The sequence below is a fragment of the Streptococcus oralis Uo5 genome, assembly GCF_000253155.1.
In the GTDB taxonomy this organism is placed as follows: Bacteria; Bacillota; Bacilli; order Lactobacillales; family Streptococcaceae; genus Streptococcus; species Streptococcus oralis_L.
The window spans coordinates 321,510-343,390 of the sequence record NC_015291.1 but is presented as its reverse complement, the minus strand read 5'-3'; the positions used below and the strand labels follow the sequence as shown (position 1 = coordinate 343,390).

23 protein-coding genes are annotated in these 21,881 nt (G+C 43.1%); 6 read left to right on the top strand and 17 right to left on the bottom strand.

Annotated elements, in window-relative coordinates; all coding sequences use genetic code 11:
* The first annotated feature begins 225 nt into the window (after positions 1 to 225).
* A complete protein-coding gene (locus tag SOR_RS01755) occupies positions 226 to 1,857 on the top strand; it encodes a Na/Pi cotransporter family protein (RefSeq protein ID WP_000026656.1) in 1,632 nt (543 codons plus the stop codon).
* A 96-nt stretch (positions 1,858 to 1,953) separates the two neighbouring features.
* On the opposite strand, the gene SOR_RS01750 is transcribed toward SOR_RS01755, so the two are convergent.
* From SOR_RS01750 to SOR_RS01695, 12 genes are all read right to left on the bottom strand, one after another.
* Positions 1,954 to 2,250, bottom strand: a complete 297-nt coding sequence (locus SOR_RS01750; RefSeq protein ID WP_000230155.1) for a bacteriocin immunity family protein — start codon at positions 2,248 to 2,250, stop codon at positions 1,954 to 1,956.
* A 20-nt stretch (positions 2,251 to 2,270) separates the two neighbouring features.
* Positions 2,271 to 3,335, bottom strand: a complete 1,065-nt coding sequence (pepA, locus tag SOR_RS01745) for a glutamyl aminopeptidase (protein ID WP_000209182.1) — start codon at positions 3,333 to 3,335, stop codon at positions 2,271 to 2,273.
* Between the two features lie 82 nt (positions 3,336 to 3,417).
* Entirely contained in the window at positions 3,418 to 3,690 is a 273-nt protein-coding gene (yidD, locus tag SOR_RS01740; RefSeq protein WP_013670167.1) for a membrane protein insertion efficiency factor YidD, read from the bottom strand.
* Positions 3,690 to 4,412, bottom strand: a complete 723-nt coding sequence (locus SOR_RS01735; protein ID WP_001222219.1) for a pseudouridine synthase — start codon at positions 4,410 to 4,412, stop codon at positions 3,690 to 3,692. The genes yidD and SOR_RS01735 overlap by 1 nt, the downstream gene beginning before the upstream one ends.
* The gene (scpB, locus tag SOR_RS01730; protein ID WP_000105284.1) at positions 4,399 to 4,968 is read right to left on the bottom strand and encodes an SMC-Scp complex subunit ScpB; all 570 of its coding nucleotides are present in this window, start codon (positions 4,966 to 4,968) and stop codon (positions 4,399 to 4,401) included. Before scpB ends, SOR_RS01735 begins: the two co-directional genes overlap by 14 nt.
* 18 nt (positions 4,969 to 4,986) lie before the next feature.
* A complete protein-coding gene (locus SOR_RS01725) occupies positions 4,987 to 5,715 on the bottom strand; it encodes a segregation/condensation protein A (RefSeq protein ID WP_000351887.1) in 729 nt (242 codons plus the stop codon).
* A complete protein-coding gene (gene xerD / locus SOR_RS01720) occupies positions 5,715 to 6,449 on the bottom strand; it encodes a site-specific tyrosine recombinase XerD (protein ID WP_332370226.1) in 735 nt (244 codons plus the stop codon). The genes SOR_RS01725 and xerD overlap by 1 nt, the downstream gene beginning before the upstream one ends.
* Complete coding sequence (gene cbpB / locus SOR_RS01715) at positions 6,446 to 6,907, bottom strand: cyclic-di-AMP-binding protein CbpB (RefSeq protein ID WP_000560698.1); 462 nt, start codon at positions 6,905 to 6,907, stop codon at positions 6,446 to 6,448. Before cbpB ends, xerD begins: the two co-directional genes overlap by 4 nt.
* Positions 6,904 to 7,425 carry a metallophosphoesterase gene (locus SOR_RS01710; protein ID WP_001118939.1) on the bottom strand — a complete coding sequence of 174 codons (522 nt, stop codon included), beginning with the start codon at positions 7,423 to 7,425 and terminating at the stop codon, positions 6,904 to 6,906. Before SOR_RS01710 ends, cbpB begins: the two co-directional genes overlap by 4 nt.
* Positions 7,401 to 8,372 carry a nucleoside-triphosphate diphosphatase gene (locus SOR_RS01705; protein WP_000182434.1) on the bottom strand — a complete coding sequence of 324 codons (972 nt, stop codon included), beginning with the start codon at positions 8,370 to 8,372 and terminating at the stop codon, positions 7,401 to 7,403. Before SOR_RS01705 ends, SOR_RS01710 begins: the two co-directional genes overlap by 25 nt.
* Positions 8,369 to 9,163, bottom strand: coding sequence for a glutamate racemase (racE, locus tag SOR_RS01700; RefSeq protein WP_000370379.1), 795 nt, complete (start codon positions 9,161 to 9,163; stop codon positions 8,369 to 8,371). The genes SOR_RS01705 and racE overlap by 4 nt, the downstream gene beginning before the upstream one ends.
* Positions 9,164 to 9,368: 205 nt before the next feature.
* On the bottom strand, positions 9,369 to 9,617 hold the full coding sequence (locus SOR_RS01695; protein WP_000364985.1) for a YneF family protein: 249 nt from the start codon (positions 9,615 to 9,617) through the stop codon (positions 9,369 to 9,371).
* Between the two features lie 332 nt (positions 9,618 to 9,949).
* Here SOR_RS01695 and SOR_RS09900 point away from each other — a divergent pair, with 332 nt between their 5' ends.
* Positions 9,950 to 15,073 (top strand): SIALI-17 repeat-containing surface protein, encoded by a 5,124-nt coding sequence (locus SOR_RS09900; RefSeq protein ID WP_000716118.1) that lies wholly within the window; start codon positions 9,950 to 9,952, stop codon positions 15,071 to 15,073.
* Between the two features lie 69 nt (positions 15,074 to 15,142).
* On the opposite strand, the gene mraY is transcribed toward SOR_RS09900, so the two are convergent.
* Genes mraY through rsmH form a run of 4 tightly spaced genes read right to left on the bottom strand, consistent with a single transcriptional unit; the run spans position 15,143 to position 19,661 of the window.
* Entirely contained in the window at positions 15,143 to 16,123 is a 981-nt protein-coding gene (mraY, locus tag SOR_RS01685) for a phospho-N-acetylmuramoyl-pentapeptide-transferase (protein ID WP_000470791.1), read from the bottom strand.
* 1 nt (position 16,124) lies between these two features.
* Complete coding sequence (gene pbp2x / locus SOR_RS01680) at positions 16,125 to 18,380, bottom strand: penicillin-binding protein PBP2X (RefSeq protein ID WP_000860455.1); 2,256 nt, start codon at positions 18,378 to 18,380, stop codon at positions 16,125 to 16,127.
* Between the two features lie 3 nt (positions 18,381 to 18,383).
* The gene (gene ftsL / locus SOR_RS01675; protein WP_000227931.1) at positions 18,384 to 18,701 is read right to left on the bottom strand and encodes a cell division protein FtsL; all 318 of its coding nucleotides are present in this window, start codon (positions 18,699 to 18,701) and stop codon (positions 18,384 to 18,386) included.
* Between the two features lie 9 nt (positions 18,702 to 18,710).
* Positions 18,711 to 19,661, bottom strand: coding sequence for a 16S rRNA (cytosine(1402)-N(4))-methyltransferase RsmH (gene rsmH / locus SOR_RS01670; RefSeq protein ID WP_000159379.1), 951 nt, complete (start codon positions 19,659 to 19,661; stop codon positions 18,711 to 18,713).
* Positions 19,662 to 19,827: 166 nt separating this feature from the next.
* On the opposite strand from rsmH, the gene SOR_RS01665 reads away from it, so the two are divergent.
* Genes SOR_RS01665 through SOR_RS01650 form a run of 4 tightly spaced genes read left to right on the top strand, consistent with a single transcriptional unit; the run spans position 19,828 to position 21,484 of the window.
* Entirely contained in the window at positions 19,828 to 20,022 is a 195-nt protein-coding gene (locus SOR_RS01665; RefSeq protein ID WP_001082471.1) for a helix-turn-helix transcriptional regulator, read from the top strand.
* Positions 20,023 to 20,037: 15 nt separating this feature from the next.
* Positions 20,038 to 20,580, top strand: coding sequence for a DUF3278 domain-containing protein (locus tag SOR_RS01660; RefSeq protein ID WP_000712330.1), 543 nt, complete (start codon positions 20,038 to 20,040; stop codon positions 20,578 to 20,580).
* Between the two features lie 10 nt (positions 20,581 to 20,590).
* A complete protein-coding gene (locus SOR_RS10285) occupies positions 20,591 to 20,932 on the top strand; it encodes a hypothetical protein (RefSeq protein WP_000838129.1) in 342 nt (113 codons plus the stop codon).
* Between the two features lie 12 nt (positions 20,933 to 20,944).
* The gene (locus SOR_RS01650) at positions 20,945 to 21,484 is read left to right on the top strand and encodes a DUF3278 domain-containing protein (protein WP_000711213.1); all 540 of its coding nucleotides are present in this window, start codon (positions 20,945 to 20,947) and stop codon (positions 21,482 to 21,484) included.
* 113 nt (positions 21,485 to 21,597) lie between these two features.
* On the opposite strand, the gene SOR_RS10445 is transcribed toward SOR_RS01650, so the two are convergent.
* Entirely contained in the window at positions 21,598 to 21,858 is a 261-nt protein-coding gene (locus SOR_RS10445; RefSeq protein ID WP_415918555.1) for a TipC family immunity protein, read from the bottom strand.
* Positions 21,859 to 21,881: the final 23 nt, after the last annotated feature.

Below are 21,881 nucleotides of genomic sequence, written 5' to 3'. Positions count from 1 at the left end.
AAAGCGATGTCAATCTATTTAACATAAAAACTATAACTAGGATAATAATCAGTAAAATTTGGACACAATCCTATAAATCATCTATCTTAAAGGGAAACTAGATCTCATTTTAAAAGAAAGTTCTTCTTTCTTATGAAAATTTCAGCTAAACACTTGTGAGATTTACTTTTATCCTTTAAAATAGAATAGGAGAAATTCCGTTATTATTTTTCGGAGGAAAAAGAAATGTCCATTAATTGGCAGGAAATTTTATTTCACTTTTTAGGAGGTCTAGGACTGTTTTTATACAGTATCAAGACCATGGGAGACGGTTTGCAACAAGCTGCTGGAGATCGCCTTCGTTTTTACATTGACAAGTACACTAGCAATCCCTTTTTAGGTGTTCTAGTCGGGATTGTCGTGACCGCCCTGATTCAGTCAAGTACAGGGGTTACAGTTATCACGGTTGGGCTGGTCAGCGCTAGTCTTCTCACTCTTAGACAGGCTATCGGAATTATCATGGGAGCCAACATCGGAACCACCGTTACTTCCTTTATCATCGGTTTCAAACTAGGTGAGTATGCTTTACCCTTGATTTTCCTTGGAACCATGTTCCTCTTCTTTACAAAAAACAGAACAGCAAACAATATCGGGCGCATCCTGTTTGGTGTAGGGGGGATCTTCTACGCTCTCAACCTCATCAGTGCCGGTATGAGTCCGCTTAAAGATTTACCACAATTCAAGGAATATATGGTAACCTTGGGACAAAATCCTATTTTAGGAGTAGTAGCCGGTGCAGTGATTACCGTCCTCATCCAGGCTTCCTCGGCTACAATCGGGATTTTGCAAGGTCTCTATGCAGGTGGATTCCTTGACCTTAAAGGTTCACTACCAGTTCTCTTCGGAGATAATATCGGAACAACCTTAACCGTTATCATTGCAGCAGCTGGAGCTAACATCTCTGCAAAACGCGTTGCTGCAACCCACGTTACCTTTAACGTTTTAGGAACTATTCTTTGCTTAATCTTATTAGGCCCCTTCACTGCTATGATCGAGTACTTCCAGGCACTCCTTCACCTCTCACCTGAGATGACAATCGCCTTCTCTCACGGTGCCTTTAACGTAAGTAACACCATTGTACAATTTCCTTTCATCGGAGCCTTGGCCTACTTTGTAACCAAGCTCATCCCTGGTGAAGACGAGGTTGTCAAGTACGAGCCCCTTTATCTCGACGAGCAACTTATCCAGCAATCTCCTTCTATCGCTCTAGGAAATGCTAAAAAAGAACTTTTGCACTTGGGGAACTATGCAGCCAAAGCTTTTGACCTTTCTTATACCTATATTATCGGTTTGGATGAAAAGGTAGCTGAAAAAGGGCACAAAACAGAGGAAGCCATCAACACCATCGATGAAAAACTCACTCGTTACCTCATCAGACTCTCAAGCGAATCCTTGAGCCAAAAGGAAAGTGAAGTCTTGACTAACATTCTGGATTCATCTCGTGATTTGGAACGGATTGGGGACCACGCAGAAGCTCTTCTCAACCTAACAGACTACCTCCAACGTAAGAATGTTCAGTTTTCTGATGCTGCTTTAGAGGAATTAGCTGAGATTTATCAAGCAACAACTGCATTTATCAAGGATGCCCTTGATAGTGTGGAAAACAATGATATTGAAAAAGCTCAAAGTCTGATTGAACGCCATAAAGAAATCAACAATATGGAACGCGTTCTCAGAAAGACCCACATCAAACGCCTTAATAAGGGTGAGTGTTCTACACAAGCTGGAGTCAACTTTATCGACATCATTTCCCACTACACTCGTGTGTCTGACCATGCTATGAACCTAGCTGAAAAGGTCATCGCTGAACAAATCTAAGCACCAAAAAGCTATCCTGAATGGGATGGCTTTTTTCGTCTCTTCATCAAGAATGGCTTTTCTGACATATAAAAAATGCTTTGATTCACAATGGAATCAAAGCATTTTAAATAGCTCTCCAAACATAATAGCAGAAACTGCAGTGCCTCTGTACTTGGCTTCTTCTCTTTTGATAAAGCGCGCCAAGTTGATCAGTTCAGGTGCTGGGTGTTTGGGATTGGTGAGCAATTCACGGGTGACCAGTCCTGAGAGACGGACTGCTAGTAATTGCTCATTTGTAGTTGGTAGTTTTTTAGCAGTCTCTAGGAGAGCAGCAACTAAATCTTCACTCAAGCCCTGACGGGCATGATTATAGAGATCTTTTATAAGGCTTTCTAGATTTGGTTCTACCATCCTGACCACCTCCCTTATGTTTAATAATTTTTAATCAAATCAACAGTTGAGCGGTCCAATTTTTTCACTAAGGCTTGCAAGAAAGCTTGAGCTTCTAGGAAGTCATCCATCGCGTAGAGTGTTTGATGAGAGTGGATATAACGGGCGCAGACCCCGATAGTTGTAGAAGGAACACCGCCATTTTTCAGATGAGCTGCTCCAGCGTCCGTTCCGCCTTTTCCACAGTAGTATTGGTACTTGATACCAGCTTCTTCAGCCGTTGTCAAAAGGAAATCCTTCATGCCTGGGAGAAGCAAGTGACCTGGATCGTAGAAGCGAATCAAGGTGCCATCCCCAATCTTGCCTTGGCCACCGTAGACATCACCAGCAGGTGAACAGTCAACTGCTAGGAAGACTTCTGGGTCAAACTTAGTTGTAGAAGTATGAGCGCCACGAAGACCAACCTCTTCTTGGACGTTCGAGCCAAGATAGAGTTCATTCCCGAGTTTTTGACCTGAAAGGGCTTCTGCTAGCTCACTAACCATAAGAACTCCATAGCGGTTGTCCCAAGCTTTTGAGATGATATTTTTTTCATTGACTGTCAAGATAGCGGAGCTATCAGGGACAATCGTGTCACCCGGACGGATACCAAAGCTTTCTGCCTCAGCCTTGTCTGCAAATCCACCATCAAAAATGATATCTGAAATTGCTGGCATAGTTGGTCCTCCTGTTCCACGTGTCAAATGTGGAGGGACAGAACCTGAAATCACAGGAATTTCACGACCATCACGAGTAAAGAGTTTGAAGCGTTGGCTGCTGACTACCATTGGATTCCAGCCACCGATTTCAACGACACGGAAGGTACCATCTGGCTTAATTTCGCTGACCATAAAACCAACTTCGTCCATGTGAGAAGCGACCAGGACGCGTGGCGCATCCGCAGCTTCTGAATGCTTAATACCAAAAATACCACCCAAGCCATCTGTCACTACTTCATCCACGTGCGGTGTCAACTTCTCACGAAGATAAGTACGGACAGGTGCTTCATGACCTGAGATCGCAGCAAGCTCTGTTACTTCTTTGATTTTTGAAAATAATGTTGTCATATCAGTTCCTTCTTTCTGTCCTCCATTTTACCACTTTTTATAGGAGAAGGATAGTGGAAATCTTAATCTTCCAACTTCCTTTCTAGAGTATACAAAAAAGAATCAGGCTGATTCTTTTTGTTTTATGATTTCGTTTGAGTGAAAAGTGGTCTGGTACAGGATCTTTTCCTATTGGCGACCAGGGGTGGCAACGTAAAATCCGAGCCAAGCCCATCAGAACACCCTTGAAGCCATGTTTTTCAATAGCCTGAATCATGTAGTTAGAACAAGTCGGCTCAAAGCGACAAGAGGGTGGAAAGGCCGGTGAGATAAAACGTTGGTAAAAGCGTACTGGCGCTATTAAGATTCGTTTCATTATTTCTTGGTTACAGCCATAGTGTGTAGTTGGCTGATTTCTTTTTTATTAAGGCGACGGGCTTCTCCTGGACGAAGACCTGTCAAGTCTAGGTGTCCGAAACGTGTCCGAGACAGTTTATCAACTTGAAGACCGACGGCTTCAAACATCTTTTTAACCTGATGGTTACGCCCTTCATGGATAGTCAACTGTACCACAGAGCGGTTTTTGACTGGATCCACTTTGAGAATTTCATAGACAGCCGGCTTGGTTTTCTTGCCATCAATCTCAAGACCACGGGTCAAGGGGCGGAGATTATCCTTATTGGCCACACCTTTAACACGCGCGATATAGACCTTGTCAATCTCATTACGGGGGTGAATCATCTCGTCTGTAAAGTCCCCGTCATTGGTCAAAATCAAGACACCTGATGTATCCCAGTCCAAACGTCCCACAGGGTAAATGCGTTCTTTAACATTTGGCAAGAGATCCACAACAGTCTTGCGGCCCTTGTCATCTGTCACACTGGAAATCACTCCACGTGGTTTGTTAAGCAGATAGTAGACCTTTTCTTCGTTGTAGATGGGCTGACCTTCCACTTCGACCTTGTCACCAGACTTGATGGTCGTTGCGAGTTCACGCACCACTTGGCCGTTAACTGTCACCAAACCTTGCTTGATCAACTCTTCTGCTTTTCTCCTACTGGCCACACCTGCGTGGGCAATATATTTATTGATTCTCATCTTCTTCTATCCTTTCACCAAATAATTGGCTTTCTTGGGCTTGAATCTCAAGCTCATCAATCACTGGCAGTTCTTCCAAATGGTTAATTCCCATGTAATCTAGGAAATAATCCGTAGTCACATAGAGATTGGGACGACCCAACACTTCTTTTTTTCCATCTTCTCGTATCAAGTCAAAGGCCTGCAACTTTGCCAAGGCCCCGCTCGAGTTGACACCACGGATAGCATCAATTTCTATCCGCGTGATGGGTTGCTTGTAGGCAATGATGGACAAGGTTTCAAGAGCAGCCCGAGACAAACTTTGGTTGATGGGTGCCTTGGAGTATTCCTTCAAAATCGCTGCAAATTGAGGCTTGGTGACCAATCTGTATGCACCACCTGTCTCGATCAGGGACAAGCTCGAATCTTGGTCTTTTTCATACTTCTGGGCTAATTTTTCTAAACTCTGTTGGATGCCTGTCGGTGGAAGTGAGAGGAGTTCAGCCAACTGACGAACCCGAATCCCATCTTCACCTGCTACAAACAAGAGCGCTTCTATTTCTGCTAAAGTACTCATCTTTCCTCTCTATCAAGTCTAGCTTTGTGCCTCTTGATTTTCTTCCTTCTTTTCCATGAGATAGATATCTCCGAAACTCTCCTCTTGCACGAGAATCAGCTCCTGGGTTTTGATTAACTCTAGGGTTGCCAAAAAGAGGGTAATAACCTCTTGAACATTCTGGGCTTCCTTGAACAAATCCTGCAAGCGCAACTGGTCTCGTCCAGTCAAGGACTCTTTTACGATGACCATCATGTCCTCAATCTTATACTCATCGCGCAGGATGGTCGTGTGGTTCTGAGCGAACTCCTCTTTTTTCTTGGCTAGGATATTTGAAAAAGCCAAAAAGAGGTCAATGGTCGTCTTGTCATGTACAAGCTCTGCATCTTCGTAAATCAACTCTGTCGGCGCTTTGGAATAGTACTGGGCCCGATCTTGATGCTTAGCCTCCAAGTGCTCACCCAAGAGCTTGAACTTGCGGTATTCTTCGATCTGGGAGAGAAGGTCCTGCTCTAGGTCATCCTCTAAGTCTGTCACTTCTGCTACCTTTGGCAAGAGCTTGCGACTCTTGATCAGCATCAGCTGACTAGCCATGACCATATACTCGCCCGTCACTTCTAGACGCATGGCCTGCAGAGTTGAGACATAGGCTAGATACTGTTCGATAACTTCCGTAATGGGCACATCGTAGATATCCATCTGGTACTTAGAAACCAAGTGCAAGAGTAAGTCCAGTGGCCCTTCAAAATCTTTTAATTTAATATCCATTATCTATATTTTTCTAAGGTCAGGACTGTTTTTAATCCTAATTTTTTTGCAATTTCGTACAAATCGACCTTGTTTTCTATCTGTTTTAGAATGAACTGTTCCCGCAAGGCTTGAGCGGATAAGGTTGGGAAACCTTTCTCCTTGACAAAGGACTCCAGCTGACGAAAGGCCCACTGACGAGAATAGGCTTTCCCTCCCCTTTCAAAAAGATAGGTCTGCCCCATCAAGGGTTCTAGCTCTGGAATCAAGGTCGTGGGAATGGTGACAATCCTCTGTTGGGAAGCCTTGTTAATTCGCAACACCTGAAAATCCAGATTGATATCTGCAACCTTAAGGGCTAAAATCTCACTCGGCAGCAAGCCCATTTCCAAGATAAGAAGCGCCAGCAAGCGTCCTTCTGGATAATTACTTTCCTGCCAAAAAGAGTCTAAATTTAGAATCTCTGGCTTTTCAGTCTTCTTTTCAGCTTGTTTGGCTAATTCCAGACGGTAAAAGCTGTCCACTTCTCCGTTTCGATAGAGAAAGTAGAGAAATTGGTTACAGGCCGAAAGTTTTCGCTTCTGGGCGCTGATTTTTAGATTGGCTAGCTGGGCTTGGTAAATCTTAAGACTGGTCTCAGAGATCCGATCACCTACAATGTCTAAAAATTGCTCCAGATCATACTTATAGGACTGCTTGGAATTGGCAGACAAGTCCTGTTTTTCCTCTAAAAAGGCTGAAATCCTATCTCTCATTTGCATCGAATCTCATATTCCTTACTAAAGTCATGCAAGAGGGCATTAACGGCCTTGAGGATGGACTTGCGCGTGATGATTCCTTGGAAAATTCCTTCATCATCTACCACTGACAAGAAGGGTTCATCCACCAGTTTATGGAGGACTTCTGTGATGTTATAGTCTGGAGCGACAACTGCCACATCTGTCTTAGTCATATTGACGATATCTGTCGTTGCCATCTGTTCATCTGTCAAACCTTGCTCCATTTGATAAGCCAAAATATCTCTCAGACCAATGGTTCCGACAAAGCGTTTGTCAAAGGTCACAACTGGGATACGGGTATAGGTGATTTGGCTCAGCACTAAAATCGCATGATCAGCATTATGGGTATCAATCAAGGCTGCTAGATTCTCAGCAGGGGTAAGAAAAGTCTCTTCCTGCTCCAATAAAAATGCTTCAAATTCCTTGGCAATCATCGAGCAAACTCCTTGGACAAGCCTGGATAAACCTCATGATCACGTGTCAAAAAGTCTACTTTAAAATAGCTGTCATCAATCTCCACACGGGCATAGAGGCATTCTCTGATGGTTCCTCGTGGTTGGCTGATGGAGCCTGGATTTAAAAAGAGTGTTTTGCCTTCCATCCAAGCATTTGGCACATGCAAGTGACCATAGAGACAGATATCGGCATCTTCTTCCTGAGCCCAGTAGTCCAACTTTTGAAAGTTGAAATTGATATCAAACAAGTGTCCATGCGTCTGGATGATCTTGGTTGGACCAAGTTGAGTCACCAAACGTTCTGGGTAGCCAGCATAAAAGTCCATGTTGCCTTTAACGACATGGATGCCCTCCCAAAGCGGAGAGTCTGGACGGAGTTCAGAGTCACCATCGTGAAAAATGGCATCAACTTTCCCCAGATAGCGATCACGAATTTCTTCCACAATCAAGCTATCTCCGTGGGAGTCACTCATTACAATGATGGTTTGCTTTGCCATGATGGAAATACCTCCAAAAGTTTCTTAACGGCTAAGGCACGGTGGGATTGGCTATTTTTTTCTTCAAGGGTTAATTCTGCTGCTGACTTACCTGTCTCTCCCACAAGGAAAAGCGGGTCATAGCCAAAGCCATTTTCCCCCTTGGGTTCAAAGTTGATATAACCTGGCCAGTCAGCTTCGACAACCAAGCTTTCCTTGTTTGGACTAGCTACGACTAGGGTTGTATGGAACTGGGCTGAGCGGTCCTTGAGTTCAAAGACCATGGCCAATTCGTGCAAGAGTTTGGCATTGTTTTCACGATCAGTTGCTCCCACACCTGCAAAACGGGCTGACCAGACTCCTGGCAAACCGCCGAGGACATCGACTTTGAGACCTGAATCATCTGCTAGCACCATCTTGCCTGTTAATTGGGAAATGGTTTCTGCCTTGAGACGGGCATTTTCTTCAAAGGTCATGCCTGTTTCAGCTACTTCAGGTAGGTCAGGGTAGTCATTGAGATTTTCCACATCATAGCCTAACTTATCAAAGATAGCTCGGAATTCCTTGGTCTTGCCCTCGTTACGAGTCGCAATCAACAAGGTTTCTCTAACCTTACTAGTTTCAAAGAAGTCTTGAACATTGACCCCTTCTTTAGGCAATTCTACATGCAGGAGTTGCCCATTTTCAACCAAGAGCAGGGCTCCCTGACGTTGGATGACTTCCAAGTTACGTCCTGCTTCTGCATTTAAAATCTCAACGATAAAGGAGAGCAGACGGAAGTTGGAAGACCAGCGCATCACCGTTATCGTAATCGGAAAGCCATTTTCTTCGTCACGAAAAATCCGCGCTAAATCCATAAAATCAAGCTCGAGAGGATCTTTGATAAGGCTATAGATGCCTCCATAGACATCCCAGACACCGACATACCAGTCCTGGTCATCCTTGTATTCATAAATTTTGTTTGTCATAAAGTTACATGCTCCACATGAATCTCTTTTTCCAGCCATTCTGCTCCAATTTGGGCAAAACTTTGGCTATTGGCTGTTGTGTAAAAACGATGTTGAAGAGGTCCCGCATCTCGGCTACGATTGATTTCAAAATAATTGAGTAAGACTGAGATATCCCGTACACACTCTGCCCCACTATCGATGAGCTGAACCTTTGGTCCCATGACATTTTGGATGATAGGGCGAAGGAGTGGGTAATGGGTACAACCCAAAATCAGGCTATCCACCTTACCGACCAAGGGGCGCAGGGTTTCATAGACCACTTTCTTGGTGACACTGGTTGACAGGGCACCAGACTCCACCAAGGGGGCAAACTTTGGACAGGCCAAACTCTCCACCTGTAAGTCCGGATCCAGATCATGGATTTTCTGACGGTAGATATCTGATTGGACTGTCATGGGGGTTCCAATTACTCCGATTTTCCCACCTTGACTGGACTTGATAGCTGCCGAAGCTCCCGGCAAAATCACACCTAGGACAGGAATATCTAGTTGGGCCTTGATTTCTTCCCAGACGACCGCAGTCGCAGTGTTACAAGCAATGACAATCATTTTGACATCCTTGGTCAAGAGAAAGTTGACCAACTGCCAAGTATATTCACGGATTTGCTCAGCAGGACGGGGACCATAGGGCGCCCGTGCCGAATCTCCAATATAGACGATTTCTTCATGGGGAAGCTGGCGCATGAGCTCACGAACAACGGTTAAGCCACCGACACCCGAATCCAAAAAACCAATTGGTCGATTATCCATATAGTCTTCTTTCTAGTCTTTTTTCTGATTGATAGTTCATCATAATTACTCGTCCTAAATGAACGGATAGACAGCTTGATAGAATGGCAACTGCCTCTCTTTTAATCATAATCAAATATCAATAGAATGCAAGGAAAAAGTCTTATCCTTGAGAACTATTGAACATAGTGAGAAGTCTGGAACTTTCATCCCAGACTTTTCCTATTTATTTTTTCTTTTTATTGTTAGCAAGGGCTGCTTTTTGTTGGCGGATGATTTGGTGGTAAACTTGTTGTACCTTGGCTTCGCTTGGCTTTTGACCATTTGCGCTCAAGAGAGCACGAACCGCCTCAGCGTTCAAACGTGGGTTGTCAGCATATTTTTTTTCGATTTGCTTACGAGCCAAGTAAATCCCTCCAAGAGCTCCTCCTAGAAAAGCTAACACAATCAAGACAATTGCTAAAAGTAAATCCATTCTTTTTCTCCTGTTTCTTTTTGAGTCTTCTATATTATACCACAAAGTGACTTTCCTGACTAGTTTGTTTTACGCTTTCAAGAGGGGGTTAAGCCAATTCTAAGCTAGTCTTACAATCAGATTGAACTATGAAATTACGAATAATTCCACCCTTTCCTCTCTTTCTTCTACTATTTTAAGAAAAAGCAATATCAAATATGTTTTTCACCAAAAAGCTATTGACAAATGCTAATCGACCATTAGAATGAGAGGTGAGGAGATAAATAGAAACAAATTAAAACAAAACTGCTTCATGAAATGTAAGCGGTTTCGGATAAACAAAGGAGGGTTTTATGAAAAAACACTTTTGGGACAAATCCTGTCGCTATAGCATCCGCAAGCTGACGGTTGGGACTGCTTCTGTTTTACTGGGGGCTGTTTTTCTAGTCAACCATACTGTAGCCGCAGACAGTGTTGAGGTCAAGCAAACTGAACCAACCTCTGTCGAAGCTATCACTAAGCCTGATAGTGAACCCAAAGCTGCTGAAGCTACTGAAACTACAAAACCATCTCTAGCCGAGAGTCCAGTAGTTTCCAAAAGCAAGTCAGCTGAGGAGACTAAGACGACAAATAGTCAAGCTAGTGAAGAAGCCATTGTAGAAGCTAAAGAAAATAAGGAACCTGAAAAAGCAGATCAGCCTGTGACAAAGCAAGAAAACTATCAACTCAACTACGATCAACCAACAGCTCCCTCCTATGATGGATGGGAAAAACAAGCCCTTCCTGTCGGAAATGGAGAGATGGGAGCCAAGGTTTTCGGACTCATTGGCGAAGAGAGAATCCAGTACAACGAAAAGACCCTCTGGTCAGGAGGACCACAACCTGATAGCACCGACTATAACGGAGGAAACTACAAGGATCGCTACAAGGTCTTAGCAGAGATACGTAAAGCCCTCGAAGCTGGTGACCGCCAAAAAGCCAAACAGCTAGCTGAACAAAATCTAGTTGGACCAAACAACGCCCAGTATGGACGTTACCTAGCCTTTGGAGATATCTTCATGGTCTTTAATAACCAGAAGAAAGGACTAGATACTGTAACTGATTATCATCGTAATCTAGACATCACCGAAGCCACTACGACCACTTCTTACACCCAAGATGGGACGACCTTCAAACGCGAAACCTTCTCCAGTTATCCTGATGATGTCACTGTAACCCACTTGACCAAAAAAGGAAACAAGACACTTGACTTTACCCTTTGGAACAGCTTGACAGAAGACTTGCTTGCTAATGGCAACTACTCTTGGGAATATTCCAACTATAAGAATGGTCATGTCACTACAGATGCAAACGGAATCCTTCTAAAGGGAACTGTCAAAGATAACGGCCTCCAATTTGCATCCTATCTAGGAATTAAAACGGACGGAAAGGTGACTGTTCAGGACGAAACTCTGACCGTTACAGGCGCAAGTTATGCGACCCTCTATCTCAGTGCCAAGACCAACTTTGCTCAGAATCCAAAAAACAACTATCGAAAAGACATTGACCTCGAAAAAACAGTTAAAGGGATTGTCGAAGTAGCTAAGGCCAAAGACTACGAGACACTTAAAAAGGCCCATATCAAGGACTATCAAAGTCTCTTTAACCGCGTTAAACTAAATCTAGGCGGAACCAAGACTACTCAAACGACAAAAGAGGCCCTTCAAGGCTATAACCCAGAAAAAGGGCAAAAATTGGAAGAACTCTTCTTCCAATATGGCCGATATCTACTCATCAGTTCGTCTCGTGATCGGACAGATGCTCTTCCTGCCAACCTCCAAGGAGTCTGGAACGCTGTAGACAATCCACCTTGGAACGCTGACTACCACCTCAATGTCAATTTGCAAATGAACTATTGGCCAGCTTACATGAGCAACCTTGCTGAAACTGCCAAGCCAATGATCAATTACATTGATGACATGCGCTATTATGGCCGTATCGCTGCCAAGGAATACGCAGGTATCGAATCCAAAGACGGACAAGAAAATGGTTGGCTGGTCCACACTCAGGCGACACCATTTGGCTGGACTACTCCAGGCTGGAATTACTATTGGGGTTGGTCTCCGGCTGCTAACGCTTGGATGATGCAGAATGTCTATGACTATTATAAATTTACCAAGGATGAGACTTATCTCAAAGAAAAGATTTATCCAATGCTCAAGGAAACCGCTAAGTTCTGGAACTCCTTCTTGCACTATGACAAGGCCAGCGACCGTTGGGTGTCTTCTCCATCCTACTCACCAGAACACGGGACCATTACCATCGGAAATACCTTTGACCAATCGCTAGTCTGGCAGCTATTCCACGACTACATGGAAGTCGCCAACCATCTGAATGTCGACCAAGACTTAGTCACAGAGGTCAAGGCTAAATTTGACAAACTAAAACCCCTTCACATCAACAATGAAGGACGCATCAAGGAATGGTACGAAGAGGACAGTCCCCAATTCACCAATGAAGGGATTGAAAATCACCACCGCCACGTTTCCCATCTAGTTGGTCTTTTCCCAGGTACGCTCTTTAGCAAGGACCAGGCTGAATACTTAGAGGCTGCGCGTGCTACCTTGAACCACCGTGGAGATGGTGGTACTGGTTGGTCTAAGGCCAATAAAATCAATCTCTGGGCTCGTCTGCTGGACGGTAACCGTGCCCATCGCTTGCTCGCCGAACAGCTCAAGTACTCAACTCTAGAAAACCTTTGGGATACGCACGCGCCTTTCCAAATAGACGGAAACTTTGGAGCAACCAGTGGGATGGCAGAAATGCTTCTCCAATCTCATACAGGCTATATTGCACCCTTACCAGCTCTTCCTGATGCTTGGAAAGACGGTCAGGTTTCTGGCTTGGTTGCTCGAGGAAACTTTGAAGTCAGCATGAAGTGGAAAGATAAAAACCTGCAAAGCTTGTCCTTCCTTTCAAATGTCGGTGGAGACCTAATTGTAGACTATCCAAATATCGAAGCCAGTCAGATCAAGGTCAATGGCAAGCCAGTCAAGGCAACGATTCTCAAAAACAATCGCATCCAACTGGCAACACAAAAAGGTGACGTCATTACCTTTGAACACTTCCCTGGTCGTGTAACCAGTCTGACAGCAGTTCGACAAAATGGAGTCACTGCCGAACTCACCTTCAACCAAGTAGAAGGCGCTACCCACTATGTCATCCAAAGACAAGTAAAAGACGAATCTGGCCAAACCTCTGCAACTAGAGAATTTGTAACCAATCAAACCCACTTTATCGACCGATCACTAAATCCTCAACTCGCCTATACTTATACCGTCAAGGCGATGCTGGGCGAAGTTTCCACACAAGTATCTGAACAGGCAACTGTAGAAACTCCTAGTGAATTGATGGATGACCGAGACAGTCGCATCCAGTACGGGGCTGCCTTTGGAAACTGGGCAGACTCAGAATTATTTGGAGGAACGGAGAAGTTTGCTGATCTTTCAAAAGGAAACTACACAGACGAAGACGTGACTGCTACTATTCCTTTCAATGGTGTTGGCATCGAAATCTATGGACTAAAATCGTCCGAACTAGGTCTTGCTACTGCTAAAATTGATGGCAAAGAAGTTGGCGAACTTGATTTCCATACTGCTGGGGCAACTGAAAAAGGCAGCCTCATCGGTCGCTTTACAGGATTGTCAGACGGACCTCACACATTGACTCTTAGTGTTAAACGTGAACACAAAGGACGAGGAAGTGAACGCTCGAAAATTTCATTAGACTACTTCAAGGTCCTAGCAGGAACAGGCAACACGATTGAAAAGATGGATGATCGCGACCCGCGCATCCAGTATGGTGCCCAGTTTAAGGACTGGTCTGACCCTGAACTCTACGGTGGTACAGAAAAATACGCTGATATTAACAACAGCGACTCTAGTGCGGCTTCAGAAGCTCAGGCAACTATTTCCTTTACAGGGACGGGCATTCGTATTTATGGCTTGAAGAGCCTTGCCCTTGGACGAGCACGTGTTACACTAGATGGCAAAGAAATGCCAAGTCTAGACTTCTACACTTCAGGTGCAACCGAAAAGAGAGCTTTTATTGGCGAATTTACAAACCTTACTGACGGTCCGCACACCCTGACATTACAAGTTGACCCAGATTCGCCAGAAGGTCGCAAGAAAATCTCTCTAGACTCCTTTGATATCATCAAAGCCCCTGCTGTTGGTATAGATAGCCCGAGCATCGCGCCTCTTAAGGAAAATGACAAAGAAATTTCCTTAAGCCTACCAGCTGGAGATTGGGAAGCCATCGCTGTAACCTTCCCAGGTGTCAAAAATCCTCTAGTTTTGCGTAAGGTGGATGAAACACATCTAGTTACAAGTGGAGATCAGACTATCCTATCAATCCAAGACAATCAAGTTCAAATCCCAATCCCTGAAGAAACCGATCGCAAAGCTGGAAATGCCATTGAAGCTTATACCATTCAAGGAAATACCACAAGCAGCCCTATCGTAGCCGTCTTTACTAAAAAGGATGAGAAAAAGGTTGACGAGAGTCAGCCAACTACAAGCAAGGGGGACGAACCAGCTCCTACTGTTGAAATTCCGGAATACACCGATCCTGTCGGAACGGCAGGGCAAGAGGAACCACCTACAGTGACAATTCCTGAATACACTGATTCTATCGGAACTGCGGGAGAACAAGAAGCTCCAACAGTTGAAATTCCTAAATACACCGAATCTATCGGAACGGCCGGGCAAGAAGAGTCTCCTACTGTAGATAAGCCTGAATACACCGAACCGATCGGAACAGCAGATCAAGAGGAAGCACCTACTGTTGAAAAACCTGAATACACCAAACCTATCGGAACTAGTGGGGATCAGGCTGCTCCAAGCCTTAGCCTTCCTGACTATCCAGTTCGAGTCTTGAAAGATAAGGAAACTGGAGTAGAAATCATCGGTGGAGCCAGCGACTTAGAAGGAATTTCTCACGTTTCTAGCCGACGTGTCCTAGCTCAAGAACTCTTTGGCAAGACCTATGACGCTTATGACCTACAGCTTAAAAATCCAACAGATCATAGCTTGCAGCCAAAAGGCTCTGTATTGGTTCGCTTGCCTATTTCAGCTAGCGTAGAAAATCTCTACTACATCACTCCGACCAAGGAGTTGCAAGCCCTTGATTTCACCGTTCAAGACGGAAAGGTAGAATTCATCACTAATCATTTCAGTACCTATGCTGTCGTCTATCAAGCAACTGGAACAAGCTCTAACACAGAGGAAAAACCAAGTACTTCAGATGAAGAATCCTTGGCACACGAGGCTGAACAACTTTCAGCTAGTCCGATCCTTGCGAAAACTGGAAATCATTCTCCTAAAGAAGAACTTCCAGCGACAGGAGAAGCGTCCAACCCACTCCTCTTCTTAGCAGGACTCAGCCTAGCCCTTACAGCCACTTTTATGTTAAAAGGAAGAAAGGATGACTCCAACTAACCTTTAAGCACACAAAAACAGGATGAAGATCACCTTCATCCTGTTTTATTTTGTAATCAAAAGTTAGTTTTACAGTAGGTATAAAAAGGCTAAGGTCACGAGACTAGCAAGCAAGCCCACTCCCCAGAAGAAGAAATCGACCTTCCACTCACTCCAGGCTTGGCCTTTACCTGAAAATCCACCCAACTCAAAATGGTGATGAACTGGTGTCATCCGGAAGATACGTTTTCCTCCAGTCAACTTAAAGTAGGTAACTTGCATCATGACAGATGTTGTTTCAAAAACATACACTATCCCAATCAAGAGCAAGGTCCATTCTTGGTGTAACGCCATAGAAATAGCGGCCAACATTCCTCCAAGAGCAAGACTTCCCACATCTCCCATAAAAACTTTAGCAGGCTTATGGTTAAAGACAAAGAAACCAAGAAGACCACCAATCATGGCAAGAATCACTAGGAGAATATCCAATTGGTTTTGTACATAAGCAATGACTCCATAGGCAGATAGGCTAATCACTACTGAGATACTTGCCAACCCATCAATTCCGTCAGTCAAGTTAACAGCATTCGAAAAACCAACTAACCAGAAGAGAGCAAAGAAAATGTAAAGAACGCCTAGGTGCAATGGATACCCAAATACATTTAAGACATCCCCTCCTCTTTCATAAAAGAGATAGAAGATAACTCCTCCTACTAATTGAAGCAAGAGCTTTTGTTTAGGATTGAGCCCTTCATTGATTTTACGAAAAACCTTGAGGAAATCATCTAAGAAGCCAACCAAACCATACAAAACGAGAATAAAGAGGATCATTCCGACATTGTTGGTTAGTTGATTAGTCAAAAGTGCAAGAACTAAACTAACTAAAACACTTGTTACGAGGAAGACTATTCCTCCCATTGTTGGCGTCCCAGCTTTTGCTTGGTGCTGTTTAACATCCTCATGCATCTGTTGGCCTGTAATTTGCGCCTTTCTATAAAATTGGATAAAGGCCGGAATTCCTACTAAAGTTAGTAAAAATGTCACAATTCCAGCACTAATAGAAATAAACATATTAGTCTCCTAAAGTTAATTTAATTTTTTTAATGTTTTTGATAGCTGTATTAGTCCGAACATCTTGCTTCTGAACAACGGAACCTGAACCTTCAAATTCCAGTTCAATATCCAACCATTTAGCAAAGGTCTCGGCAGTCTCTTTTTTCCAGCCATACATGTCTGGAATTTCTTCTACCTTATCCGATAAAAGGAGAACTTGTTGGTTTGGTGCAAGATTGGTCCCTTCTTCTACAGAAGTCTCTTTAATCTTTGTTCCAGTACCTACAACGATTGGTTGCACAATATTTCGGCGTAAGGCTTCCGCCAACTCACCAGGTGAAATATCCTTGATGCTAGGCATTGCATAAGAAGATTCTGTCGTAACTTTATCTAAATTTTTGGCTGGAGATTGAAGATTGAGAGATTCTTTCATAGCTGAAGCCCGCTCCAAGATTGGGGTGGCAAATTCTCCCAACTGGATACCTGAATAATGCTCAGGCTGTTGAACCGTTACATACAAGATAAAATCAGGATTTTCAGCAGGATTCATAGTCACAACTGAGAAAATATAATTGGTAGAACCAACCAAGTATCCTCCATTTTTCTCATCAGCGATTTGAGCCGTACCGGATTTAACTGCTACATTTTGTCCAGGAACTGTTATAATTGGCTTTCCTGTGTAGTGATTATACATAGTTCCATATAGAGGGTCCGTCCCAACTAAGATCATGTGATTTCGAGTTGTGCTTGCTGCCTCTTTGGAAACAGGATTTCCTACTATTTCTTTTTGTGACTTACGTACAGACTGATTGTTAGTATCATAAATAGCACTTATAAATTTTGGCTCCAGCATAACTCCATCATTAGCAATAGCTGTAAAGGCACGAAGCATTTGTGTTTGTGTCACTGAAATTCCTTGCCCAAATGAGCTTTGAGCAATACTAACAATATTATCAGCTGGAAGTTGACCAGCGTATTCATCTGTCAAGCCAAAGCGAGTTGGAACCCCAAATTTAAAGCGTTTTAGATAATCCAACCAAGTAGCATCTCCCATTTTTTGTTCAAGTAGACTCATTCCAACATTACTGGAGTGAGCGAAACCTTGTAAGAAAGTCATCATACTACCAGTAGTCAAACCTTCATTAACATCCCAATCTCGAGTCGTCGCATCCGCCATTTTAAATTCACTGCTATTGAAGTATTCTCCACTTGGGAAGGTATTATTATCAATAGAAGAAGCTAACGTCATAACCTTCATGCCTGATCCTGGTTCATAGTTACTTTGATAAAGAATGTCACGCCAAACAAAGTCCTCAGTGATTCCTTCTTTAGTATCTGCATTAAAGGTAGGTCGTTGGGTGGTAGCGAGAATTTCACCGGTCTTTGCACTGACCAAGGTCGCGGTCATATACTTACCTTTTACTTTTTCTAGAAAGGCATCCATCTGAGTTTCCATGAAAGATTGTAGCGGACTAGACAATGTTGTATAAACATCCTTGCCATCCACAGTTTGTTGCGATACCAGTTCTGTACCTGGTACGATATTTCCTACACGGTCTTTTTCATAGGTAATAATACCGTCTGTCCCTGCTAACAAGCTATTCAAGGAACTTTCAATACCAGATGTTCCAATAAGGCTCTTTGAACCATCTTCATTTTCATGGAGCTGAGCTAGACCAATGAAGGATGAAGCAAATTTCCCATTTGGATAACTTCGATTGGGACTAGTGGTAAAATTGACACCCTCGACCTTGGCAGCTTCTAAGTCTTGTTTAATGGACATCATATTAGCGTAGGTAATCCCATTTCCTTTAGCACCAAAGGAAACCTGCTTGAGATTTGGTTGTGAGAGTTGTTCCTTGACGTAACTCTCCTCCATATCCAAGTACTTATGGAAAATTTCGGCTACCTTATTGTACTGAGATTCCTCAACATATAGAATATCTCCATTCGCAGACTTATAATCCTTATCAATGACCGCATAAACATTGTAGGAGGTTGCATCTTCTGCAATTGGCGTTCCATTACGATCATAAATGGTCCCCCTCTTAGCAGGGACTGTTCGAGTCGTTTGGTGGACCCTACTAGCTTCTTTGACCAAGTCAACACCAAACTTTTTCCCCGTACCAATAATCACCGCAAAGTTAACCAAAAAAACAGCAAAGAGAAAAACGGCCAAGAGACTGAGGCTCTTCCCAACTCGTCTGCGGTTTTCAAGGGTAGTTTTGCGATTCTTAATGGCAAAGTGTACTATTTTTTCTTTCCAGGTTTTCATATACTACTCCCCCGATCGGATATTTTCATTATTTAATTGCAAGTCTTGCGAATTCGCAATCCCTGTCAGTCGTTCTGAACGGATCAATTCATTGACTTCTTGCTTAGCATCATCTAGCTCCGTCTTCTTTTCTTCAATCTGAGTATTAACAGTTGTTAATTCACTCTGGACTTGCAAGAGCTTGGTTTGCATATAAACCACACTGATGGCTAAGACAAGGGCTGTAATGGCAATCGAAAGGTAAAAAGCCTTCTCAACACGCGAAAATCTCTTGATACGAGCTTGCAGCAATTGGCTCGTCGTTTCTCTTTTGTCTACCATTTTATCCCCTTACTTGTGAATTTTTCTAGCTACTCGTAGCTTGGCTGAGTGGGAACGATTATTTGCCTCCAACTCCTCCTTGCTTGGTAGAATTGGTTTACGAGAGACTAATTCCATCTTGGGCTTGAGCTCATCTGGAATGAAAGGCAAGCCTTTTGGTATCTCAACTGTTGAAGCCTCTTTGAACAATTGCTTGGTCAAACGGTCTTCCAGCGAATGAAAGGTAATGACTGAGATTCTTCCGTCCACTGCTAGTAATTCCATAGCTTGTTGGATGGACTCATCTGCAGCACCCAGTTCATCATTGACCTCAATACGGATAGCTTGGAAAATCTGCTTGGCTGGATGACCTTTTTTCTTGAGTTCCTTGGCAGGCTTGGCGGACTTGATAATCTCGGCCAATTCTGTCGTTGTCTCAATAGGTTTCAACTCACGCGCTTGCTCAATCTTACGGGCAACCTGTTTAGAGAATTTATCCTCACCATACTTGAAAAAAATCCGAACTAGGTCATGATAGTCATAATGATTGACCACCTCATAGGCCGTCAGACTAGCTTCCTGATTCATGCGCATATCCAGTGGCGCATCCTTTTTATAAGAAAAGCCACGCTCACGCTGATCTAGCTGAGGACTGGACACTCCCAAGTCATAACAAATTCCATCAATTTCCTGGACACCAGCCTCCTGCAAACGTGCCTGCAAATGACGGAAGTTATCCTTGATAAAGGTTACCATCTCTTTTTCGATATAGGGTGCCAAACGTTTTTGCGCGTTATCAATGGCATTCTGGTCCTGGTCAAAGGCATAGAGATGCCCTTTTTCGCTCAATTTACTTAATAAATATTCGCTATGGCCTGCTCCGCCCAAAGTCGCATCAACGTAGATACCGTCAGGTTTTACGTCAAGCATATCAATCGTTTCATGAAGCAAGACCGTTACATGATGAAATTCTTTTGTCATATCCTATCTATTTTACCACAAATCTGACCAGCTTGCACTTGTCAGACAAATAGACAAAAAACAAGTAAGATTTCTTTAAGAAATATGTCAAATATGCTTGACATTCGCTCTATAGAAGAATATAATGTAGTCAAATATATACGACACAAATCAGAAAGGAGAACAGATGAATCGTGTGAAAGAATTTCGCAAAGAACTAGGCATTTCCCAGCTCGAACTCGCCAAAGATATCGGTGTCTCGAGACAGACCATCAATATGATTGAAAACGACAAGTACAATCCAACCCTGGAACTCTGTCTCAATCTCGCCCGCAGCCTCCAAACTGACCTCAACAGTCTCTTTTGGGAGGATAATTTTTAAAAAAGGAGCAAACTCATGAAAAAAGAAACCTTCACTGAAAAACTTATCAAACGCATTTATGGCATTTCAGGACCACTTGATGAACACAAACGACGCGAAGCTGACCGCATCGGAAATAAAATCTTTGTGATTCTCTTTTACCTCATGACTTTAGGTAATCTCATTCCCTTTGTCCTTGCTTATAAATACCCGCAAATTGTCGCTATCGGCTATCCTCTCGTGGTGTTTGGCATTTCGATGGTAGCTGCCCTCTATGTGGTCTCCCAAACCAAGAAAACGGGCATCACAGCTATTGATCCCGAAATGCTGAGTCAAAAAGAAAGCAAACAGCTACATCTTCCGGGTCTAAAAGCCGGTCTAATCTATGGCATGGGCATGTTCTTTGGAATACCGCTTCTGAATGTCCTAACCGATGATAGCAAGGATTATCTTGGTTCTCTTTTAAATACAGGGCATTTTGTATCAACTATCCTAGCTACCCTCTTCTTCGGAGTGACCATACAAATTATCGTCTCTCTTCGCATTCAAAAAGCCAAGAAAGACCAAGAAGACGACTAGGAGGTACCTTATGAAATCACTAGCTAGACTACTGATCAGTCATGTTTTTATCAGTATCTTTGTTACCTTTTTCCTACTTTCTGGACATATTGAGCATCCTTTCTTGATTATCTTTCTTTTATTCCTTCCTGTATTGAACAAGGGACAGAGATTCCAGAAAATCCAATCAAAAAAAATACGTCTTCTAAACGCATCTCTCTGTTTTATCCTCGTATCCTTTCCACAACTTTTAACAAATCCTATGGATTGGAGATACCTGGTATTTCTAATAATCTGTATCATTTTTAATTTGGTTTACTTCTATACTCTCTATCAACTCTTTAAAGAAGTCAATCAAAAATCGTTCATTTAGAAGGTTACTCCCATGAAAAAAGAAGATTTCACCACTCGCTTACTCAAACTATTCTTTCACATACAAGGGCCTTTTGATGAATGCCGTCAAGAGATGATTTACAAGGCTTGTGCCCGTGCCTTGATCCAAATCGAATACTCCTCCCTCCTACTCTTCTTGTTCTATCTCCTATTTGGACGCTTCATAGAGTTGGTTCGAGATGCCATGCCCTACCTCTATTTTGGACTTATCTTCGTCCTCTCATCTAGGTCGAGACTAGCAGTTCGCGACTTACATTTGGACAAGGATGACCAGTCCGAAATCCATCACAAAAGCTACAGCAAAAGCCAAATCAACCTTCGTAGTTGGGGTGTATTCATCAGTATTCCAATTGGCTTGTTTGTCTTATCAGCCTTTCACAAACTCTTTGTTCAGCATCTCCCCCTCGATACCTTTTGGGACAATCTCTCCCAGTTCGATAAAATGCTCCCTTTACTAGTGTTGGGGTTGGGTATTGGTGCCATCTTTGGAACCATGACCTATGCCTTTTTATCGGAACACGTTAAAAAATAGAGCAAGATTCGCTAATTTCTCATTTTATAGGCAAAGAATCCCACCTAGTTCGTTCTAGGTGGGATTTCCACTTCAATTCATAGGATAATTTCCAAAATATCTACTGACCCTCGTCACCAATTCTCCCACTGGGTCTCAATCTTGACATCGCCATAGTTGCTTGGCGAGTACTCGCTGTCATAGATGGTACACCAGTCTTTCAAGACTTTCTGGTTAACGATTTCGTCGTAATAAGAATCCAAATCCTTGGCAGTGATACCATACTGCTCTAAGTAGGATTTCACTTGGGCCTCGTCTTTAATGTATGTTTCTGATCTAATTTCATAAATCATAATTTTTTTAACTAATACTTTTTTCTTAAATTCATAATGAATAACAAAGTTAATTTTTTCTCCTG

Bases quoted from the DNA above. Each gene is read 5' to 3' on its own strand.
- SOR_RS01755 (WP_000026656.1), top strand. From the start codon at position 226: ATGTCCATTAATTGGCAGGAAATTTTATTTCACTTTTTAGGAGGTCTA.
- SOR_RS01750 (WP_000230155.1), bottom strand. From the start codon at position 2,250: ATGGTAGAACCAAATCTAGAAAGCCTTATAAAAGATCTCTATAATCAT.
- pepA (WP_000209182.1), bottom strand. From the start codon at position 3,335: ATGACAACATTATTTTCAAAAATCAAAGAAGTAACAGAGCTTGCTGCG.
- yidD (WP_013670167.1), bottom strand. From the start codon at position 3,690: ATGAAACGAATCTTAATAGCGCCAGTACGCTTTTACCAACGTTTTATC.
- SOR_RS01735 (WP_001222219.1), bottom strand. From the start codon at position 4,412: ATGAGAATCAATAAATATATTGCCCACGCAGGTGTGGCCAGTAGGAGA.
- scpB (WP_000105284.1), bottom strand. From the start codon at position 4,968: ATGAGTACTTTAGCAGAAATAGAAGCGCTCTTGTTTGTAGCAGGTGAA.
- SOR_RS01725 (WP_000351887.1), bottom strand. From the start codon at position 5,715: ATGGATATTAAATTAAAAGATTTTGAAGGGCCACTGGACTTACTCTTG.
- xerD (WP_332370226.1), bottom strand. From the start codon at position 6,449: ATGAGAGATAGGATTTCAGCCTTTTTAGAGGAAAAACAGGACTTGTCT.
- cbpB (WP_000560698.1), bottom strand. From the start codon at position 6,907: ATGATTGCCAAGGAATTTGAAGCATTTTTATTGGAGCAGGAAGAGACT.
- SOR_RS01710 (WP_001118939.1), bottom strand. From the start codon at position 7,425: ATGGCAAAGCAAACCATCATTGTAATGAGTGACTCCCACGGAGATAGC.
- SOR_RS01705 (WP_000182434.1), bottom strand. From the start codon at position 8,372: ATGACAAACAAAATTTATGAATACAAGGATGACCAGGACTGGTATGTC.
- racE (WP_000370379.1), bottom strand. From the start codon at position 9,163: ATGGATAATCGACCAATTGGTTTTTTGGATTCGGGTGTCGGTGGCTTA.
- SOR_RS01695 (WP_000364985.1), bottom strand. From the start codon at position 9,617: ATGGATTTACTTTTAGCAATTGTCTTGATTGTGTTAGCTTTTCTAGGA.
- SOR_RS09900 (WP_000716118.1), top strand. From the start codon at position 9,950: ATGAAAAAACACTTTTGGGACAAATCCTGTCGCTATAGCATCCGCAAG.
- mraY (WP_000470791.1), bottom strand. From the start codon at position 16,123: ATGTTTATTTCTATTAGTGCTGGAATTGTGACATTTTTACTAACTTTA.
- pbp2x (WP_000860455.1), bottom strand. From the start codon at position 18,380: ATGAAAACCTGGAAAGAAAAAATAGTACACTTTGCCATTAAGAATCGC.
- ftsL (WP_000227931.1), bottom strand. From the start codon at position 18,701: ATGGTAGACAAAAGAGAAACGACGAGCCAATTGCTGCAAGCTCGTATC.
- rsmH (WP_000159379.1), bottom strand. From the start codon at position 19,661: ATGACAAAAGAATTTCATCATGTAACGGTCTTGCTTCATGAAACGATT.
- SOR_RS01665 (WP_001082471.1), top strand. From the start codon at position 19,828: ATGAATCGTGTGAAAGAATTTCGCAAAGAACTAGGCATTTCCCAGCTC.
- SOR_RS01660 (WP_000712330.1), top strand. From the start codon at position 20,038: ATGAAAAAAGAAACCTTCACTGAAAAACTTATCAAACGCATTTATGGC.
- SOR_RS10285 (WP_000838129.1), top strand. From the start codon at position 20,591: ATGAAATCACTAGCTAGACTACTGATCAGTCATGTTTTTATCAGTATC.
- SOR_RS01650 (WP_000711213.1), top strand. From the start codon at position 20,945: ATGAAAAAAGAAGATTTCACCACTCGCTTACTCAAACTATTCTTTCAC.